Source organism: Microbispora amethystogenes, assembly GCF_016863015.1.
GTDB classification, from domain to species: Bacteria; Actinomycetota; Actinomycetes; order Streptosporangiales; family Streptosporangiaceae; genus Microbispora; species Microbispora amethystogenes.
The window spans coordinates 95116-112930 of record NZ_BOOB01000015.1 but is presented as its reverse complement, the minus strand read 5'-3'; the positions used below and the strand labels follow the sequence as shown (position 1 = coordinate 112930).

The window sequence follows — 17815 nt, the reverse complement described above, 5'->3', positions numbered from 1 at the left end:
GGTTACTCGCCCCCGTCCTTCTTCTCCTCGTTCAGGAACACGACCGCCTTGGTCGTTTTATCGATCTTGAAACACAGGCTGCCGTTCGTGCCGGTGGTGTAGAGCGGCACCTTGGCGGTGGGCAGAGGGGTGAGGAAGTAGTGGCTGCCGCTCCCGGAGACCCACATCCCGATCTCGTGGTCCTTGGCCGTACGGCCGGCGGCGACCTGCACGTTCCGGTGCCGGGAGATGATCTTTCCCTTGGGCAGCGAGTCCTTCTCGACCCGGTAGCCCGTGCTGACGACGACGAACTGGGCGTTCGCCCCCGTGACGAACTTGTGGTGGGAGGAGGTGACGCTGCCGTGGTGGCCCACCTGGAGGATCGCCAGGTTCTTCACGCGGTCGCTCTCGGTGGCCCGCTTGAGACGGTCGTAGCGGACGTACTGCTCGGTGCTGGTCGTGCCGTCGCCGCAGATCAGGATCTTCTTGCCGAAGACCTCGACCAGGGTGATCACGCTGCCCCGGTTGGTGAAGTCGCTGGGATCGTTCCGGTAGTTGTAGCGGACTCCGGCGGCCAGCAGGGTCACCGTGCAGTCGGTCTCCGTGTGGATGACGTATCCGCCCTGCGCGTCGAGCCTGCCGACGGTCGGGGTCGCCGCGCTCGCCACCTTGTCGCCGTTGACCGTGGACACGATGGTCTCGGTGATGCCGGCGAGGTTCGCCTCCTCGGCGGGGCTCTCCACCGAGTCCACCTCGAAGTTGTCGGTGTCGAGGCTGCCCACGGCCACCACGCCCGACGTGGTCCTCTTGACCGCCTTGCCCTTCTTGGCGGCGCCGGGCCGCGTCACCTCGTGCATGAGCGTCACCCTCCGGGTCAGCGACGGGTTGTCGTTCATGCGCTGGAGGAGCCAGCCCGTGAGGTTGTCGCCGTCGATCTGCAGGCTGTAGGCCGTGGTGTCGTCGCTGTGGTAGAGCACCCCGATGCCGAGATAGGTGTTGATCTTGACACCGCTCTCCTCGTCCACGACCGTGCCGGTGTAGAGGCCGTCGTCGATCTTGTTGTAGTGGTCGGTGTTCGGGTGCGTGAAGATCAGGTAGTCGAGCTGCTTGGCCTTGCCCAGATGCCGCGGATGATGGATCACGCCTCTGATCCGCTCCAGGTACTTCCTGGTCTGCGCGGCGCCCCTGTCGGTCCCGTCGGTCTTCGGGTCGTAGGGCTCCCGGTCGGACTCGGTGGCGTCCGATCCGCAGTCGACCATCAGGGTGTTCCCCGCGGGGGTGGTCATGATGGCGCAGTCGCCCTGGCCCATCTGGACGAAGGAGATGTAGAAGTTGCCGTCTCCCCTCTCCCCCGGCGCCGCGAGGACGGCGCGGTTCTCGGCCATCCGCGCCAGCCGCTTGGTCTCCTCCTCCGCGTCGTCGGCCGCCCGCTTCGTCTTCGCCTTCTTCACGACCTCCGCGTGATCGAGCCAGGCCTCGTTCTCCGCCCTGAGCTTGTCGGCCTCGGAAATGCTGCGCTTGCGTTTCTGCGGCATCCGCTCCCGCCTCTCAGCTCGACACGGGCACAAGTCGGAACCGCTGCATGAGGTTGTACTGGTTGGGCTGTTCCAGCCCGACGACGTACGGCCGGGCGGTGCCGTTCTGGATCTGGAACGGTGAGGCGGTCGCCCGGATCTCGTCGTTGTAGAGGGTCACGGTGAGCGTGCCGGCGGCCAGCCTCCTGAGGATCTGGAGCTCGGCTTCGCCGATCGTCGTGCTGCCGAGGGTCAGCGAGCTCCCCTTGAGCCCGGCGGCGTAGACGTCGGTCATACTCGTGGTGTCGCCGGCGAAGCGGAAGAAGAGGCCCTCCGGGCGGCCCTCGATGAGGTGCCAGAACTTGTTCGACTGGTGGAACCGGATGGCGGGATAGACGGTCGCGCCCTGCTGTTCCTGGTACAGCTCCAGGAAGACCTGCGTTCCGCTGCCCGCGGTGCCCGCGGTGCGGCGCAGCTGCAGGTGGCTGTACGCGGCGACGACGGTCAGCTTGCTGCCCGCGTCGACGGTGGTGGTGCTCGTCGCGCCGACGATCACCCGGCCGCTCGCCGGGTTGAGGGACAGCACCGCGTTCGGCCCGGACTGCAGCCAGGCGTGGTCGGCGCCGTACCCGATCTTGAGAGAAGCGGCCGCGGGCGGGCCGATCAGCAGCGTGCCGTTGGTGGTGGGAGCGAGCACGGTGTCGGAGACGTGCAGTTTCGCGGCGGGCGCGAGGGTGCCGACGCCGGTGGACGAGCCCGCGAAGGCGAGCGGCCGCCGGTCCGCCTCCAGGGTCTGCGCGCCGTCACGGTACCCCGGGATGTTCTCGTATCCGACGACGATGCCGGCCCGGCCGGGGTCGCGGAGGCCGACGACCCCCGCCACGGTGATGACGACGGCCTTGCCCGGTGCCAGGTCCATGCCGGCGGTCGGGTAGAGCGTCCACGAGGCGCGGGTGCCGAGGTCGTGGGCGACCTGGCCCCACGCGGCGGTGGAGGTGCCGGGGGCCGCCACGGTGACCGAGACGCCGGCGACGCTCTCGGCCAGCGCCCAGTCGTTGCCGTCGGCGCCCACGTCGAAGGTGACGGTGAACAGCGAACCGCCCTTGCCGGGCCCGCCGCCCGCCAGCGTGACCGTGGTGTCGGCGGAGGTGTTGGCGACGTACAGGGTGAGGGTGCTCCGGGTGACGCCGTCGTTCAGCACGGTGTCGCCGGCCGCGAAGCCCATGACCAGCGGGATGTCCGGGCGGCCCCGGTGGTTGACGACGTCGAGGTACTGCAGGCGGGTGCCGGTGAGTTCGGCGGTCTCCCCCGCGGACCTCAGCCGCTGGTAGTCGAACTCGATCCGGGTGCCCCGGCTGCCGCCGCCCGGGTCGGCGCTCAGGCCGGTCAGCGGCACGTCGACCCAGGCGCCCGGCGCGATCGGCGCGGCGTTCGCCGCCACCAGGTAGAGCGCGGTGCCGTCGGCGGCGGCCTGCGCCGCCCAGCCGGAGGCGCCGGAGGAGACGGCCGCGGGGGTGGCGAGTACGCCGGGACGCAGCCGCGCGGCCACGTGGAAGCTGGCCGGGCCCGGGGTGGCGCCCTGCGGCAGGAACTCGATGTTCTGCCGGGAGCTGTTGGTGAGCCGCAGCCGCATCGGCTGGCCGGCCGGGTCGTTGTCGATGAACAGCACCGGCTGCTCGTCGAGGTTCAGCAACTCCAGGTCGAGCGGGTGGGTCCGCACGTACGCGGCGAGGGTGGAGCTGTCCTCGGCCATGTCGCGCTGGATCTCGGCGGCCGTGAGCGCGCCGTCGTACACCCGGACGTGGGCGTACCGGCCGGCAGTGTAGATCTTGCGCCCGAGGTCGGCGCCCACCACGAGCGGGGTCGGGTCGCGCTGCTGGCGGGTGCCGGGATAGTCCCACTCGGCGGCCGCCTCACCGTTGACGTAGATCCGCGCGGTGGCGGCGTCGTTGGTGACCGCGATGTGCTGCCAGGCGTTCCACGAGAGCAGCCCCGGCGGGGTCGTGTGCGTGTTGCCGATGCTCTCCTGGGTGACGAACCGGTGCTCGACCGAGCCGTCGGGATTGACGTTGATCACCAGGTCGACGCTGTTGCGCCGGTTCACGAGAGGGGTGGCTGCGACCGGCGGTTTGCCGGTGCGGACCCACAGCTCCACCGTGTACCGGGGGACGGTCATCCCCCTGCCGCCCGCCGGGGTCACACACTGCCCGCTGCCGGAGAACGCCAGGGCGCTGCCGAACTGCTCGTCGGGCACGGCCTTCGCGTCTCCGCTCACCTGCCCCAGGATGCCGTTGCCCGAGGCGTCGAAGACGGTGCGCTGGCCGGACATCTCGTCGAGCGGCCAGTGCAGGATCAGGTTGGCGCTCACTCGGGCTCCTTGGGCGAGGGGGACAGTACGCTGCTGGCCTGCTCGTGGAGCCTGCCGATCAACTCGAAGACGCGGACGTAGGGCAGGTTGCCGAGGGCTTCGAGGATGAGGTTGACCTCCGCGAGCGTCAGGCTCAGCGGGATCTCCTTGTCGTCGGAAATCACGGGGTCCTCGTTCAGGTCGTGGTGCCGGAGGAGTCGGGCCGGAGCGTGAGCCAGCCCTCTCGCGCGGTCAGGTCGGCGGGGAAATGGGCGTCCAGCGCGGAGGCGTCCAGGTCGGCGGTGATCCAGGCGGCGCCCCGCTTCTCCCGCCAGGCCAACCGGCGGCCGGGCACGTCGGGCACCGGCAGGCCGAGCCGGCCGGCGTCGCCCAGCACGGGAGCGGTGAAGACGTCGAGCTCCATCGCACCGAGGGCGGCGGCGTACTGCGCGGCGTCCAGGCCGGTCGAGGCGACCGGCAGGACGCCGCTCACGGCGTGCGCCCTCCCGCGCGGGTCGAGCAGCAGCGCCATGCGGACGGGCGGCAGGTCGATCGACTGGCGCAGTGTCGCCTGGGCCAGGAAGTCGCCGGTGGGCCGGCCCTCCTCGTCGAGGAGCCACAGCCCGGCCACGCCGTCGCCCCACCGGCCGGGCTGGCCGATCCGGACCGGGAACAGCACGTCGGTGACCGCGTTGGTCTCCCGCCCGTAACGCCGCATGTCCTCCCGGAACACGTTCCAGTCCTGGTGCACGGCCGGCAAGCCCTTGATCTGGAGATCCAGCTCGGCCCGTACGACCGCGAGCGGCCGGACGGTCAGCAGCGCGCCCGCCGGGGTGTCGTTCTCCGGGTCGATCGAGGCCAGCGCGTCCGACAGCGACGCCAGCACGTCCCCGACCGCGTCCGGCCCGGCCTCGCGCAGCCGTGTCACGATCGCCCGCAGGGTCGGGTCGGCGATGGCGGCGGGATCGGCCGCCGTACTCCCCGGAACAGGGCTCCAGCGGGCCCGGCTCCCGTCGGCCACTGCGCCCAGCGCGCCGAGCGCGGTCCCGTCGGCGGCGTGCACCGCCAGCGTGTCGTCGAGATCGGACGGCACCAGCCAGCCGCAGACCGGCGACATGCCCGGCAGGTCGCCCGCCTCGTCGTCGCGGGTGGCGTTCAGCAGGTGGAACCGCATCCGGGCGGGCTGGGCCAGCCGGGGCGGGAGCGCCACCCAGGCGGGGTGACCGGGCACCCGCAGCCGCTCGGTGGTGCCCGCCGGGTCGGTGGCGACGTCGTGCGTCAGGCCGAAGTTGTCGACCAGCCGGAGCCGCAGCAGCCGCATCGCCCCGGCCCGGATGGGGTTGAAGTCGGTCAGCGGCTGGGGGGCCGACCGCGTCTCGTCGCCGGCCGCGTCGGCCACCCGCCGCGCGAACGCCTGGTAGGCGGGGAAGTTGACCGGATCGGCGATCGGAAGCTGGCGCACCAGCCGCCGCATCACCAGCGCGTCGTTGAACCCGCCGAGTGACTGGGACAGGTTGCCGTCCTCGCGCGCGACCAGGTGGCGGTAGGCCGCGATGAGGCTGAGCAGCCGCGCCTGTGGGTCGTCGCGGGACTCGTACCAGGCGAGGACGGCCTCAGGGGCGCGGGCGAAGTCGTCCGGCGTGACCGGCGGGTGGCCCGCGTTGTACGCCGGGAGGATCGCGCCCGCCAGGTAGGTGAGGATCCGCTCCGACAGCACCGGCCGCGCCCCCGACGACAGCACGGTGGTTCCCGCGTACACGTTCGCGCCCTTGTCGAGCAGCATGCCCGAGGACACCAGGTCGGCCTCGCCCGGCGGCAGGTCGTAGCCGTTGACGACGAAGTACGGCGCGTAGTCCCGCTGGTCGGCCGCGAGGTTGTCGCCGACCGCCACCGGGAAGTACTCGGCCTCCCACTGGAGCAGCACCGGGTGCCACGGGTCGGTCCGCCACGCCTGCGCGGGGAAACGGTCGTTCACGGCGGCCCGTGCGCCCGCGAGGGCCGCGGCCGAGACCGGTTCGGGCACGTCGGCGAGCGCGCACGACAGCGTGCCGTCGGCGCCGTGCCGGTCGGTCGGGGTCGCGGCCGGGCCGGTGAACAGCACCACCGGCTCCCTCGGCCGCCACCAGGGCGGCGCCGGGACCCGTTCGAGCGTGAACTCGGTCTTCGCGGCGGCCGCGGCCGTGTTGACGGCGCCGAGCGCCGTCACCAGGTTCTTGATCGCGCCGCCCAGCACGTGGGCCCGGCTCGCGCCCTGGCCGGTCGGCGGGAAGACGCCGGTGGCGGCGTCGTACGCCTGGATCCAGGTGATCTGCCGGTCCAGGAAGAAGGCGACCTCGTCCGGGTCCGGGTAGCCGTCGCGGGTGGCGTCGTCCGGGTAGACGCAGATCAGGTACTTGTGCCAGTCGGCGAACAACCGGTCGCGCAGGCTGACCAGGACGTCGCGGGCGTCGTCGTAGTCCCGCTGGGCCCGGTTGGCCTCGTCCAGGAGATCGGCGACGGACTCGGGAAGCGTGATCGCCTCCCTGGCCTGTTTCTGCTCGGCGGTGGCCCCGTCGTTGTCGTCCCGGCGGCGTACGACCCAGCGCAGACCGCCCGGGATCGGGTCGAACGTCGCGGTGTGCCGGGCCTCCGACAGCCGGATCTCCAGGTCGGAGGCCCTCGACTCCAGGTCGCCGGCGAAGGCGACGGCCTCCAGGAGGTTCTCGATCCCGTCGGGGTCGCCGGCGTCCAGCGTGGGGCCGAGGGAGGCGGCGAGCGCCTCGGTGGGGCTGTGGCCGACGTAGACGCCGGTGTCGGCGTCCACGAGCAGGGGGTTGGCCGTGCGCCCGGCCGGAGCGAAGGTCAGCTTCGCGTAACAGACAGTCCGTGCGATCGGCCCCGAATGGGATGGAACGCTCCAACCAAAGCGATCGAGAACATCGGCCAGAGAGCCTTGGGGGTTCCCCACGGGGTCCTGGCCGAGGGTTCCGTACCAGCCGACGACGTCGTAGGAGACGTCCTGCGGCGGCGTGGTGAAGTCGGGGTCGTGGCAGCCGAAGACGCTGTGGCAGTTCGGGTAGAAGGCGGCGAACACCGGGTCGCCGTGGCCCACCGCGGTCAGTTCCGGCAGGTACTCGCCGCCTCCCACCGGCCACTGGTCCAGGCGGATCCGGCGGCCCAGGTAGCGGTAGGGCCGTGCGCCCGGCGCCGGCGGGTCGGTGCGGGGGTAGACGGTGCCGCTCAGGTTGTCGTCGGACACGTGGTCGCTCTCGACCACCCACTGGGCGTCGATCGCCCCGGACCGGGTCCGGGTCACCAGCCAGCGGTTCGGGACGGCCATGACCCGCGTCCGACCGTTCTCGTCCTGGGTGAGGCGGGTCAGCGCGTCCGGCAGGGACCAGTGGAGGTGGACACCGGCCTTGAGGCGGAACGGCCGGTCGTCGAACGGGGCGGACAGTATCGCCCCGCTGAGGTACGGAAGGCCCGCGTTGTGGTCGCGGCCGTCCGGTCCCACGTGGGGAAGGAGGGTGAAGTCGGCTTCGGGACCGGCCACGTCGCGGTCTTCGGGCAGGCAGAGGGCATCGAGATGAATCGGTACGACAAGCGCTGTCGCCATGCGGGAGGAGTCCTGTCAGAAGTGATCATTGGATCATTCGACTGGAGGCTATATCGATCAGGTCGGTGCGTATAGCTCCAAATAATGACTAACTCGTCCCCATTACTCCTACGGCAGCCGTAGATCGTCGCGATCATGGTTTCCCGCGCACGCGGTCGCGGTCTACGGCTGCCGTGGCAGCCTCGGCGTCAGCAGCAGCTGCCCGCCGGGCCGGGGTTGGCCGGGACGCTCGCCTCGGCGTGCCGGGCCGGAGCGGCGACGCGGACCCCTGTGACCAGCCCGGCGCCGATCAACGCGACGACCAGGAGGCGCTTCACGTGTCTATTCATCTTTCTCCCGTTCGAACGGCCTTCCTTTGGGGAGATTGACGATTTTCCGGACGAAAAAGTTCGGACACCCCGAAACGGTCAGTAATGGCCGTGCATTTCGGCCTGCTCCGCGAGTGCGCGTCTCTCGTCGTGCCGGTCGCCGCTCTCCCTGGCGATCCGCAGCGACTCCGCGAGGTGCCTCGCCGCCCCGTCGAGGTCGCCGAGCATCCGGGACGACCGGGCCAGCGCGACAAGGGCCTGTGAACGCTCCTGCGGCCCCTGCGCGCAGGCGTCGAAACTCGCCAGCGAGTCCCGCAGATGCGCGCGGGCGGCGACGGCGTCCCCGGCCGCGAGGTACGCCTCCCCGAGACGCCGGAGCGTCATCGCCTCGTGCATCGCGTCACCCGCCTCCCGGGCGCGTCGCAGCGCCTGCCGCAGCGTCGCGACGGCCTCGTCGGGGAATCCGAGCGCCAGACGCGCGTCGCCCACCATCATCAGCGCGTAGCGCTCGCCCACCGGGGACCCCACCCGGCGGCTGATGTCCAACTGCCGCTCGGCGTACCGCAACACCTCCTCCGGACGCTCCTGAAGGAGGCAGGCGCTGGCGAGGTTGCCGAGCGCCCGCAGTTCTCCGAGGGGGTCCGCGAGCTTCCGGCAGAGATCCAGCAGGTCGTTGAGGCACTTCAGTTCGTCCGCGTCGTGGTTGAGCAGGCGGTGCGCCATCGCCACCATCGCCAGGGCCTGCGCCTCGCTCCCCTGGTCCGCGAGCCGGCGCGCCGTCTGCAGCGACCTCGTGCCGAGCCAGAGCATCTCGTGCCGGTATCCCTGTGCGGCGAGATGCCACTGCAGGCTGAGGGCCAGGCCGACGGCGAGACGGGCCGTCGCGGCGTCCGCGTCCCAGGCCTGGCCGACGATCGTCAGCAGGTTGGCCCGTTCCCGCTCCAGCCAGCGGGTCGCCTCGTCCCGGTCGCGCAGCGGCTTGGGCGTCTGCGGCACCTCCGGCACGGCGGCGTGCAGGCGGTGCGGGTCGATCACGCGTACGGCCGCGCTCGTGGTGGCGAGAAGGAAGCCGAGCACGCGGCGGAGCGCGGCCTCCCGCCGGTCCGGTGGTTCGGTGTCCAGCGCTCGCTCCTGCGCGTACAACCTGATGAGGTCGTGCATCGTGTAGCGGCCCGGAGCCGGGCTCTCCACCAGCCGCGCGTCGACCAGCCTCTCGATGACCCGCGCGGCGGCCCGCGGCGGCCGTTCGAGCAGCACGGTCACCGCCTCCGTGCCGAGGTCGGGCACGCGCAACAGGCCGATCAGGCGGAACGCCCGCGCGGCCTCGCGGTCGAGGTCCTGCCCGCTGCCGGCCAGGGCCGTGTGGCTGACCGCGATGCTGCTGCGCACGCCGACCTCCCCCGTGCGCAGTTCGTCCAGCCTGCCGCTCTCGTCCTCCAGGCGTTCGATGAGCATGTCGGCCGACCAGCCCGAGCGGCTGGCGAGCCGGGCGCCGGCGATGTGCAGGGCGAGGGGGAACCCGTCGCAGAGATCGGCCAGCCGCTCGACGGCCTTCTGGGAGAAGCCGACGCCGCCGGACCGGAACCGCCGCACGAGCATGGCGACGGCCTCGTCGCGCGGCATGCGGCCGAGGTCGACGTGCGAGGCGGGGGCGGCCGGCGCCAGGTTCTCGCGGGACGTGAGCAGGACGGTGGAGCCGGACGTCATCGGCAGAAGGGGGCCGGTCTGCGCGATCGACGAGGCGTCGTCGAGGAGGAGCAGCACCCGCCTGCCGTGGAGGAGCGTGCGCAGGGCCGAGGCGGCCTCGTCGACGTCGGGCGGGACCTCCGACCCCGGCGTGCCGAACGTGCGCAGGAGCCGGCCGATCAGCTCACCCGTGTCGAGGCGGCGCACCCCGGGCATCGCGCCGCGCAGGTTGACGTACACCTGCCCGTCGGGGAAGCGGGCCGCGGCCCGGTGCGCCGCGTGGAGCGCCAGCGCGGACTTGCCCGCGCCGGGCGGGCCGCAGATCGCCACCACGGGCGTCGGCGGCGACCCGTCCGGCGGGTTCAGCCAGTTCTCCAGGCGGTTCAGCTCCCCTTCCCTACCCACGAAGTGGGGCGTGCCGGAGGGAAGCTGCCTCGGCACCGCCGGATGCCTCGCCCGTGCCTCCACATCCGGTGCCGGGACGACAGGGGTGGGATCGGCGTCCCCGGCGAGGATCCGCCGGTGGAGCAGCTGCACGGGATGGCCCGGCTCCACGCCGAGGTCCTCGACCAGCCGGGTTCTCAGCTCCTGGAAGGCCGCGAGCGCGTCCGCCCGCCGGCCGTCACGCGCGAGGGCCAGCATCAGCAGGCCCCACGGGCGTTCCCGCAGCGGGTGGTCGCGTACGCACTGCCGGAGCGGGCCGACGACCTCCGCGTGCAGGCCGAGATCGAGCCGCGCGCCGGCCCAGTCCTCGAAGACGCCGAGCCGCTCCTCGCGCAGCCCCGCGGCGATCTGTTCGAGGAGGAGGGTGAGCGGCACGCCCTCAAAGGGGTCGTCCCGCCACAGCAGGAAGGCCCGCCGGAGGGCGGCCTCCCCCTGCCGCACCTCACCTGCCTTCAGCAGGTCGCGGCCCTGCCGCGCGAGGTCCCGGAACGTGAGGAGGTCGAGCTCTCCGGGCCGTACGACGAGGCGGTAGCCGTCTCCCACGGTCTCGATCGGCGCGGCTCCGCAGTCCTCGGGCGACAACAACCGGCGCAGCGCCGAGACGTAGGTCTTGAGGTTGCCCCGGGCCGAACGGGGCGCGGCGCCGTCCCAGAGATGTTCCGCGAGGTGCCCGGCCGGGACGGCCCTGTTGGCGTTCACCAGCAGGGCGACGAGGACCTGACGGTGCTTGGGGCGGACGAGCGGGACCTCCCGGCCGTCCGCGTCACGGACCCGGACGGAACCGAGGAGCCGGTATTCCACGCCGCCTCCACCCTGAGTCGCAAGGTGCCTAGATCCTAGGCACCTCCCTGACTCAGGGCAAGATCAGGCTGTGGAGGGCGCGGGCCGTCCCGGGTGCCGAGCCGGCCGGCGCCGACGCCGACGTCGACGCCCGGTCATTCCTCCGCCCGGCCGGATCGTATGAAACCCCGAAGGCCGCCCCCTATCGCCGCTATGACCCGCCCTACCGTGAAGGCGGTGCCCGCCCAGTGTCCTGGCATCTGCGCCACGAGGTGGCCGAACGTCGTCGAATACGTGTCCTGAGCCTTGTACGCGGACTGGACCGCTTCCGACAGCCGCGTGGATCGCGCCGCCACCCGCTGCATGACGGTGTAGTTGTCGGCGACCTCGGTCACGCCGTCCGCCCCCGTCACGAACGCGGGGCGCTTGTTGCACCTGCACGCTTCCGGATGGCCCGCGAGCTCGCCTCCGCAGTTGTGGACGAGGACGGGAGTGGGGCCGGCCTGGACGTAGAAGGTGTGGGTGCCGGCGACCGTGAGGTCGTGGACGATGGGGTGAGCGGAGACGATGTTCGTGGAGACGACCCGGACGGTGGCGCCGGACGGGGTGCGGAGACGGTCCGCCGGGGTCAGATGGTCGGCGCGGACCCACGCCTTGTCCTGGCTGTCCCAGAACAGGTGGTGTTCGGTGGCGAGGATGACACCGGTGCCGCGGCCCTTCCTGCCGTCGGTGTCGACGGTGATCTGCACCAGGTTGAGATAGGCGGCGCCCGAGTAGGCGGCGACGACGAGCTTCGCCTCCGTCCTCCCGGTGGCCGGATCGGTGGCGAGGACCTTGTCACCGGCCTTGACCTTCTCGATGGCCTTGGACGTACCGTCCGCGAGCCGGACCTTGGTCCCGGCGACGAAGCTGGTGGGGCAGGACGTCCGCGTCCCGGAGTCCGCCCGCGGCTTCCCGGCCGCCTTGCCCGCGGCCTTCGCACCGGCGCCCTCGGCCGCCTCGCCGGCGGCTCCGCCCGCCTTGCCCAGCGCCGATCTCGCCTTGCTCGCGGCCTTGCCGACGGCCCCGGTGACGGCCTTGCCCGCCGCCGTGGTGGCCAGCTTGCCGAGCGCCGCCGAGGCGGCCTTGCCGAGCACGCCGCCGGCCGCCCCGGCGATGGCCCCGGCCGCCGCGGACTTGAACGCGCCGCCCATGCTCCACTGGTCGCGCGGCGTCGAGACGAGGTATCCGGCGAGGTTGCCGGCGGCTCCGCCCGCCGCGGCGCAGCCGACGCTGCCGGCGCCCATCGTGGCGGCTTCGCAGCCGAGGGTCACGGTCACCGAGACGGCGACGTTGACGATGGTGGCCTTGTGCTCGTGCCAGATGTTCTTGGCCTTGCAGCCGAAGTCCCAGCGCCCGCAGTGCGGCGGACCGCTCGGCGGAGGCGGCGGGTTGTACGTCGGGTGACCGCCACCACCACCGCCGCCGCCTCCACCGCCACCACCGCCACCGCCGCTGGAAGGCGGATTGCACGGATTCTCTTTGACGACGCCGCACTGGCCGCCGCCGTCGAGCATCAGCCCCGTCGGGTCCGACCCGTTCACCGGGTCGTTGTCGGCGTAGGCGTAGCCGTTCCAGCTCTGGGGGTCCGAAGCGTCGAACACCGGGTCGACGGAGATGAAGCGGCCGGTCTCGGCGTCGTACTCCCGGGCGCCGAGGTGGGTGAGGGAGGTGGCCTCGTCGATGACGCCGCCGACGAAGCCCCGTTGCCCGGGCCAGGACGACGGCGGCGTGCCGCGCTGCTGCCCGAACGGGGTGAAGCGGCGGCGGACGGGCGTCTGGGTGTCGTCGTCGGTCACCGAGACGTCGGTGGTGCCGTGGTTGTCGGCGCCGAGCCAGGTGACGCCCTGGCCGGTGGTGCGGGCGGCGACGACCTGGCCGCCGTGGGAGTAGTAGCGGGTGGCGGTCCTGGCTCCGGTGGCCTTGTCCAGCCGGATCTCCATGTCCGCGACGTAGAGGGTCGCCGAGGTGGGATCGCGGCGGATCAGCCGGTCGCCGTCGGCGTCGTAGACGAAGGTGCTGACGCCGGACGGATCGGTGGATTTGGCGAGGTGGCCCTCGACGTCCCACTCCAGCGCCCGGCCTGGGCCGCGCTCGGTGGTGTTGCCGGCGGCGTCGTAGGCGTAGCTGTCGATCTGCCCGTCGCGGTCGCCGCCCCGGTAGGCGATCGAGGTCAGCGTGTGCGGCTGCGGCCTGCCGGCCCCCGCGTACGCGTAGGTCCTGGTGACGTCGCCGTTCGCCTGGTGGTCGACCTCCTCGGTACGGTTGCCGACCTTGTCGTAGCCGAAGGTCTGCCAGTACGGCGCGGCCCCGCCGACCACGGCGGCCGAGGGCCCCGAGGCGCAGCCGTCGGTGGCGGTCCAGGCCTCGGTCAGGCGCTGCAGATGGTCCTGCCGGAAGCACTGCACGTCGGGCGTCTGACCGGACGGGGTGTCGGCGATCCTGGTGATGTTGCCCGACGGGTCGTACGTGTAGTTGGTGTCCGCGACCGAGATCGGGGAGGTCTCCCGTTCGAGGAGGGACCGGGTCAGCCGGCCCGTCCCCTCCTCGTAGAAGTTGGTCTCCTTGACCCGCTTCAGGCCGGTGCTCATCGTCATGTCGAGCACCTGGCCGAGCTTGGAGTAGGTGGTGGAGGTGACGTAGTTGGTCAGGCCGCGCGTCGTGGTGGGGTGGCCGAGCTCGTCGTAGCCGTACAGCATCGTCTCGGCGAGCAGCCCGCCGGCGGCGGGCAGCACCGTGCGGTGGACGGTGCCGTCGGGGTTGTAGTCGGTGCTGGTCTTGTACGTGCCGGCCAGCGCGCCCTCCGAGGCCGGGATGACCGTCTCGGTGCCGAGGGTGCGGTAGGCGTCGTCGAAGCCGGTGACCGCGGTGGTGTAGGCGTCCATGGCGCCGGTCGTGGCGTTCCTGACGTACCGGGTGGAGCCGGTGGGCTGGCCCTTGACGACGGTGCCGTCGAGCAGGGTGTCGTACCTCCATTCGGCGAGCTTGGTGCCGCTCGCCGAGGTGCCCTCGTACTCGGCGATCCTGCGGCCGAGCCCGTCGTAGGCGAAGAAGAGGCTCCTGCCGCGGGCGTCGGTGGCCGTCAGCAGCCGGTCGGTCGCGTCGTCGTAGGTCAGCTTCGCGGTGCCCTTGTCGGGGTCGTCGAGCTGGACGACGCGGCCGCGCAGGTCGTAGTGGTAGGTCCACGCGTTGCCGTCGGCGTCTTCGATGGTCTTGGGCTGTCCGGTGGCCGTGTAGGTGTAGGTGGTGGCGTCGTAGTCCCCGGCCGGGCCGTCGCTCCCGTACTCCCGGAACTCGACGAGCTCGCCGCGCGCGTTGGTGATGCTGGTCGTCGGGGTGGTGCCGGCCGGTGGGTCGACGCTGACGCGGTCACCGCCGTACGTGGTGGTGGTGCGCCACTGCTCGGTGCCGCGCTTGCGGAAGATCTGCGCGGTGGGCCACTCCATGCCGTTGTAGAGGGTGACGTTCTGGCCGGGGACGTCGTCGTCGCTGCCGGGAATCCACAGCGTGGCGCCGGGGGCTCCCTCGGCGTAGTAGTCCTGGTTGGTCGTGTAGACCAGGCCGCGCGTGTCGTACAGCGTGTCGTTCACCGCGCGGCCGCCGCCGGGGGCGGGCTGCTGGGTCTGCCGGTGACGCAGGAGGCCGTCGTAGAGGGCGTAGCCGGTGGTGTAGGTCGCCCCGTCGTTGCGGAGCGTCGACGTGCTCACCGCGGTCGGCCCGTCCGCCCGGACCAGGTAGCCGAACTTCATGGTCGGCGTCGAGGCGTACGCCGACCTGGCCCGTCCCGGCAGCCAGACGCCGGCCAGCCGGCCCAGCGGGTCGTATGCCAGGTCGGTGCGCTTGCCGTTGACGTCGATCGTGGCGGTGGGGAGCCCCCAGGCCGGCTCGACCTCGGTCCTGCTCACGTGCCCGAGCGCGTTGGTCACCGTGGTGCCGGTGACCAGGCCGGTCGCCGGGGTGTAGGCCGTGGTCGTCTTCCCGCCCGCGGCGTCGGTGACGACCAGCGGCCTGCCGTAGGGGTCGAAGGCGGTGGTGCCGACGGTGACGTACCGCGGGCCGCCGTTCCAGGAGCCGAGCTTCTCGGTCCTGGTGACGTCGCCCTTGGACGGCGCGACGCCGAACGCCTTGCCGTCGTAGTACTTGCGGACGTCGGAGGCCACGTCGTCCGGCCGCTTCGGAGTGGCGTCGCACGCCGTGGTGACGGTCTCCACTCGCGAGACGTAGGAGACCATCCAGCGGGAGGCGTCCCGCGCGTACTCCGTGCGGACGCACTGGTCGTCGCTCGCGCTCGACTCGTCGCCGAGGTCGCCGATCTGGGTGGGCAGACCGTCGGCGTTGTAGCCGGTCTCGGTCCTGGTGTAGCGCCAGCCGCCGGAGGCGAGCGCGGTGCGAGTGCGCTCGGTGTCCGCACGCACCATGGTCGCCTTGGTCGTGGCCCAGGAGCGCACCCGCCTGGCGGTCTGCTTCACCCAGTAGGAGGTGACGGTGCCGCTCAGCGCCGGGCCGCCGGGCCCGTCGTAGTGGATCTCCTCCCGGACCCGCCCCTGCAGCGCGTCGGCGTCGTCCACGGCGGTGCCCGCGGAGTCGGTGACCTTCACGTTCCGCGTGCCCCCGCCGGGCAGCTCGTCGCCGTCCATGCCGCGGAAATAGAGGTACTCCGACTGGGAACGCCGCTCGGGCGCCTCGCCGTGGGTGACCCGCACCCTGCCGTAGCCGCGCCACTGCGACCAGGTCTTGTACTTCTCCTTGGTCAGCCCGTCGTCGTCATCGTGGTGCCAGGCGCCGCCGCCCGGGTACTCGTAGCTCGTCACCTCGTCCGGCGCGCCGCCCGTACGGTCGATCTCCCGCACCTGGGTGACGACGTACTTGTGGAACCAGTCCAGCTTGGGCGAGGTCGCGCCCTCGGGTGACCAGTACTGCGGATAGCAGCGCCGGGTGTTGGTCCCGATGTCCGGCTTGTCACCGGCGGCGCAGTCCTCGCCGGAGTAGGCGACGGACAGGGAGCCGCCCGTCTCGTTGTCGATCGCCGAGATCCGCCACTTGGTCAGCGGCGGGCGTCCTTCGAGGGCGTCGACGCGGTTGGGCTTCTGCACGCCCGCGAACCTCACCGCCGGCAGCGCGGCCGTGCCGCCGACCTTGCCGGTGTGGGTGATCCCGGCCAGCCAGAGCGTGGCCGCGGTGCCGTCGCCAGGGGCGCGCATCTGCTGGTCCAGCGTCCAGGTGTCGACGTCCCTGTACGTGCCGCCGGAGAGGACCTGGGTGGTGACGGCGGCCAGCCGCTTGCGCGTCCAGAACGTCGGGGCGTACCTGTCGAGGCACTTGTCGCCGGAGTCGCACTTCTGGTCGTACGGCACGTCGGGCCAGTATTTGGCGTTGTCCTTGGTGAACTTGCTCTCCGCGCAGTCGAAGCCCGACGTCGGAACGCACCGCTCCTTCACGTCGAAGGCCACCCGCGCCGGGGCGGACGAGGTGAAGATCGCGTCCGAGCGCTGGCCGTAGTCGACGCGCCTGAGATAGCCGCCCCGGTCGTACGCGGTCGGGGTGCCGTTGGGGACGCCGTCGGTCAGCGTGGTGACGTCGCGGCGGTAGTAGTTGGTCTCCCTGCCGTACCAGAACGTGCTGACCGTACCGTGCGGGTCGACGACGTAGTCGAGGTTCCACCGCCAGGCCTGCCGGCACCAGGAGTCGGAGAAGGCGCTCTTGTGGCATGGTTCGCCGTCGTCGTCGCCGAAGACCGGCACCGTCCAGGTGGAATTCGTCTCCGCCCTGCCGTCGGCCCAGCCGGGCAGGTGGTTGCGGCCGAAGTAGTACTGCGTGCCGTCGGGGCTGGTGACCCGCCAGTACTCGCCGTCGTCGTCGCCGTTGGCCGCGCCGGAGAGCTTCTCGATCTTCGCGCCGTCGTCGTCCTTCGGCTGCCAGGTGCCGGTCGCGTCGTCCAGCACCAGTTCGGTGGCCTGCCCGTTCAGCGACAGCGTCGCGTTGGAGTCGCCCCAGCACTGGTCGTTGCGCTTGGGCGTGACGCCGTCGTCGGCGCACGGCTTGTATCTGCGCTCGACGAACCCCGGCCAGTAGTCGAAGCCCTCGCCGATCCAGGAGGCCTGGTTGTTGGTGGCGACCGTACGGCCGTCCACGCTGCCGGAGGAGTAGGCGAACCCGACGTTGGGCGTCGGGCCGCCGGGGACCGGCGGCAACCGCAGCGGGTACGACCAGGAGAACGCCCCGCTCTGGTTGCTCACGGCCCAGGTGGCCGAGGGGGACAGCGAGGTGGCCTCGTAGGTGCCCGCCGATCCGGAGGGCGCCGCCTCCGCCGCCAGCGTCGTCGTCGCAGCGGCGGCGAGGTCCACGTCGGCGGTCAGCCGGCCGGTCGTGACGTCGTTGCGCGTCGGCAGCGGCGTCCGCGCCTGGCAGGCGGGCCGATCGGGGGTGGTGGCCGCGCAGTCCGGCAGGCGTACGAGGCGCAGCCGGGACGCCCAGTCGCCGCCGTAGGCGTACCGGAAGCCCGAGTAGTCGACCTGGACGGCGACCCGCGCGGCCCCTTGTGGCGTCGCTCCCGGGGTCGCCTGCGGGGTCAGCTGGAGGCCCAGGCCGAGGATGTGCGCCCGCTCAGCCGTCCGCGAATCGAGCACCCGCACCGACACGGCCGGGACCGGCTCCGCCGTGGCCGCCTTCTCCCCGGCGTTCTCTCCGGCCTTCTCTCCGGCGTCCGGAGTCCCGGCGCGGGAACCCGCCGGGCCGATCCACACCGGCAGCCCGCCGGCCCGCGCCATGCCCGCTCCCGAGCCCGCGGCCGACTTCGCCGCGGTGTCTCCCGCTGTGTCCCCCGCCGGGGAGCCGAGGGCGGCCGTCGCCGCGCCGGGCCGCGGCCAGGTCACCGCGGGGGCGCCCCTCAGGTCGAACCGGGCTCCGGGGTCCGGGACGGCGGCCCGCGCGCGGCTCTCGTGGCCGGGCACGGGACGCTGGTCCTGCGCCCTGTGCCAGCCCGGGCCGCCCGACGCCCGCGCCTCCGGAAGGGGTACGGCCAGAGCGGCCGGCACCACGACCGCCAGCAGGCCGGCGACCCCGGCCCAGCCTCGCCACGAAGCGAGCACGACTACCTCCGGTTGAACGTGGATGAGAGGGGACG

At 72.2% G+C, this 17815-nt stretch carries 7 protein-coding genes; all 7 read right to left on the bottom strand.

What is annotated here, in order from left to right; translation table 11 throughout:
• Positions 1 to 2: 2 nt before the first annotated feature.
• The 7 genes from Mam01_RS11515 to Mam01_RS11485 all read right to left on the bottom strand — a co-directional run bounded on the left by Mam01_RS11515 (position 3) and on the right by Mam01_RS11485 (position 17780).
• Positions 3 to 1514, bottom strand: a complete 1512-nt coding sequence (locus Mam01_RS11515) for a ComEC/Rec2 family competence protein (protein WP_204285355.1) — start codon at positions 1512 to 1514, stop codon at positions 3 to 5.
• Between the two features lie 13 nt (positions 1515 to 1527).
• Positions 1528 to 3861, bottom strand: a complete 2334-nt coding sequence (locus Mam01_RS11510) for a LamG domain-containing protein (RefSeq protein ID WP_204285354.1) — start codon at positions 3859 to 3861, stop codon at positions 1528 to 1530.
• Positions 3858 to 4025 (bottom strand): hypothetical protein, encoded by a 168-nt coding sequence (locus tag Mam01_RS11505; protein ID WP_204285353.1) that lies wholly within the window; start codon positions 4023 to 4025, stop codon positions 3858 to 3860. The genes Mam01_RS11510 and Mam01_RS11505 overlap by 4 nt, the downstream gene beginning before the upstream one ends.
• Positions 4026 to 4036: 11 nt before the next feature.
• Positions 4037 to 7435 carry a hypothetical protein gene (locus tag Mam01_RS11500; RefSeq protein ID WP_204285352.1) on the bottom strand — a complete coding sequence of 1133 codons (3399 nt, stop codon included), beginning with the start codon at positions 7433 to 7435 and terminating at the stop codon, positions 4037 to 4039.
• 188 nt (positions 7436 to 7623) lie between these two features.
• Positions 7624 to 7764, bottom strand: a complete 141-nt coding sequence (locus Mam01_RS11495; RefSeq protein WP_204285351.1) for a hypothetical protein — start codon at positions 7762 to 7764, stop codon at positions 7624 to 7626.
• A gap of 78 nt (positions 7765 to 7842) precedes the next feature.
• Entirely contained in the window at positions 7843 to 10674 is a 2832-nt protein-coding gene (locus Mam01_RS11490; RefSeq protein ID WP_204285350.1) for an AfsR/SARP family transcriptional regulator, read from the bottom strand.
• A gap of 134 nt (positions 10675 to 10808) precedes the next feature.
• Entirely contained in the window at positions 10809 to 17780 is a 6972-nt protein-coding gene (locus Mam01_RS11485; protein WP_204285349.1) for a polymorphic toxin-type HINT domain-containing protein, read from the bottom strand.
• Positions 17781 to 17815: the final 35 nt, after the last annotated feature.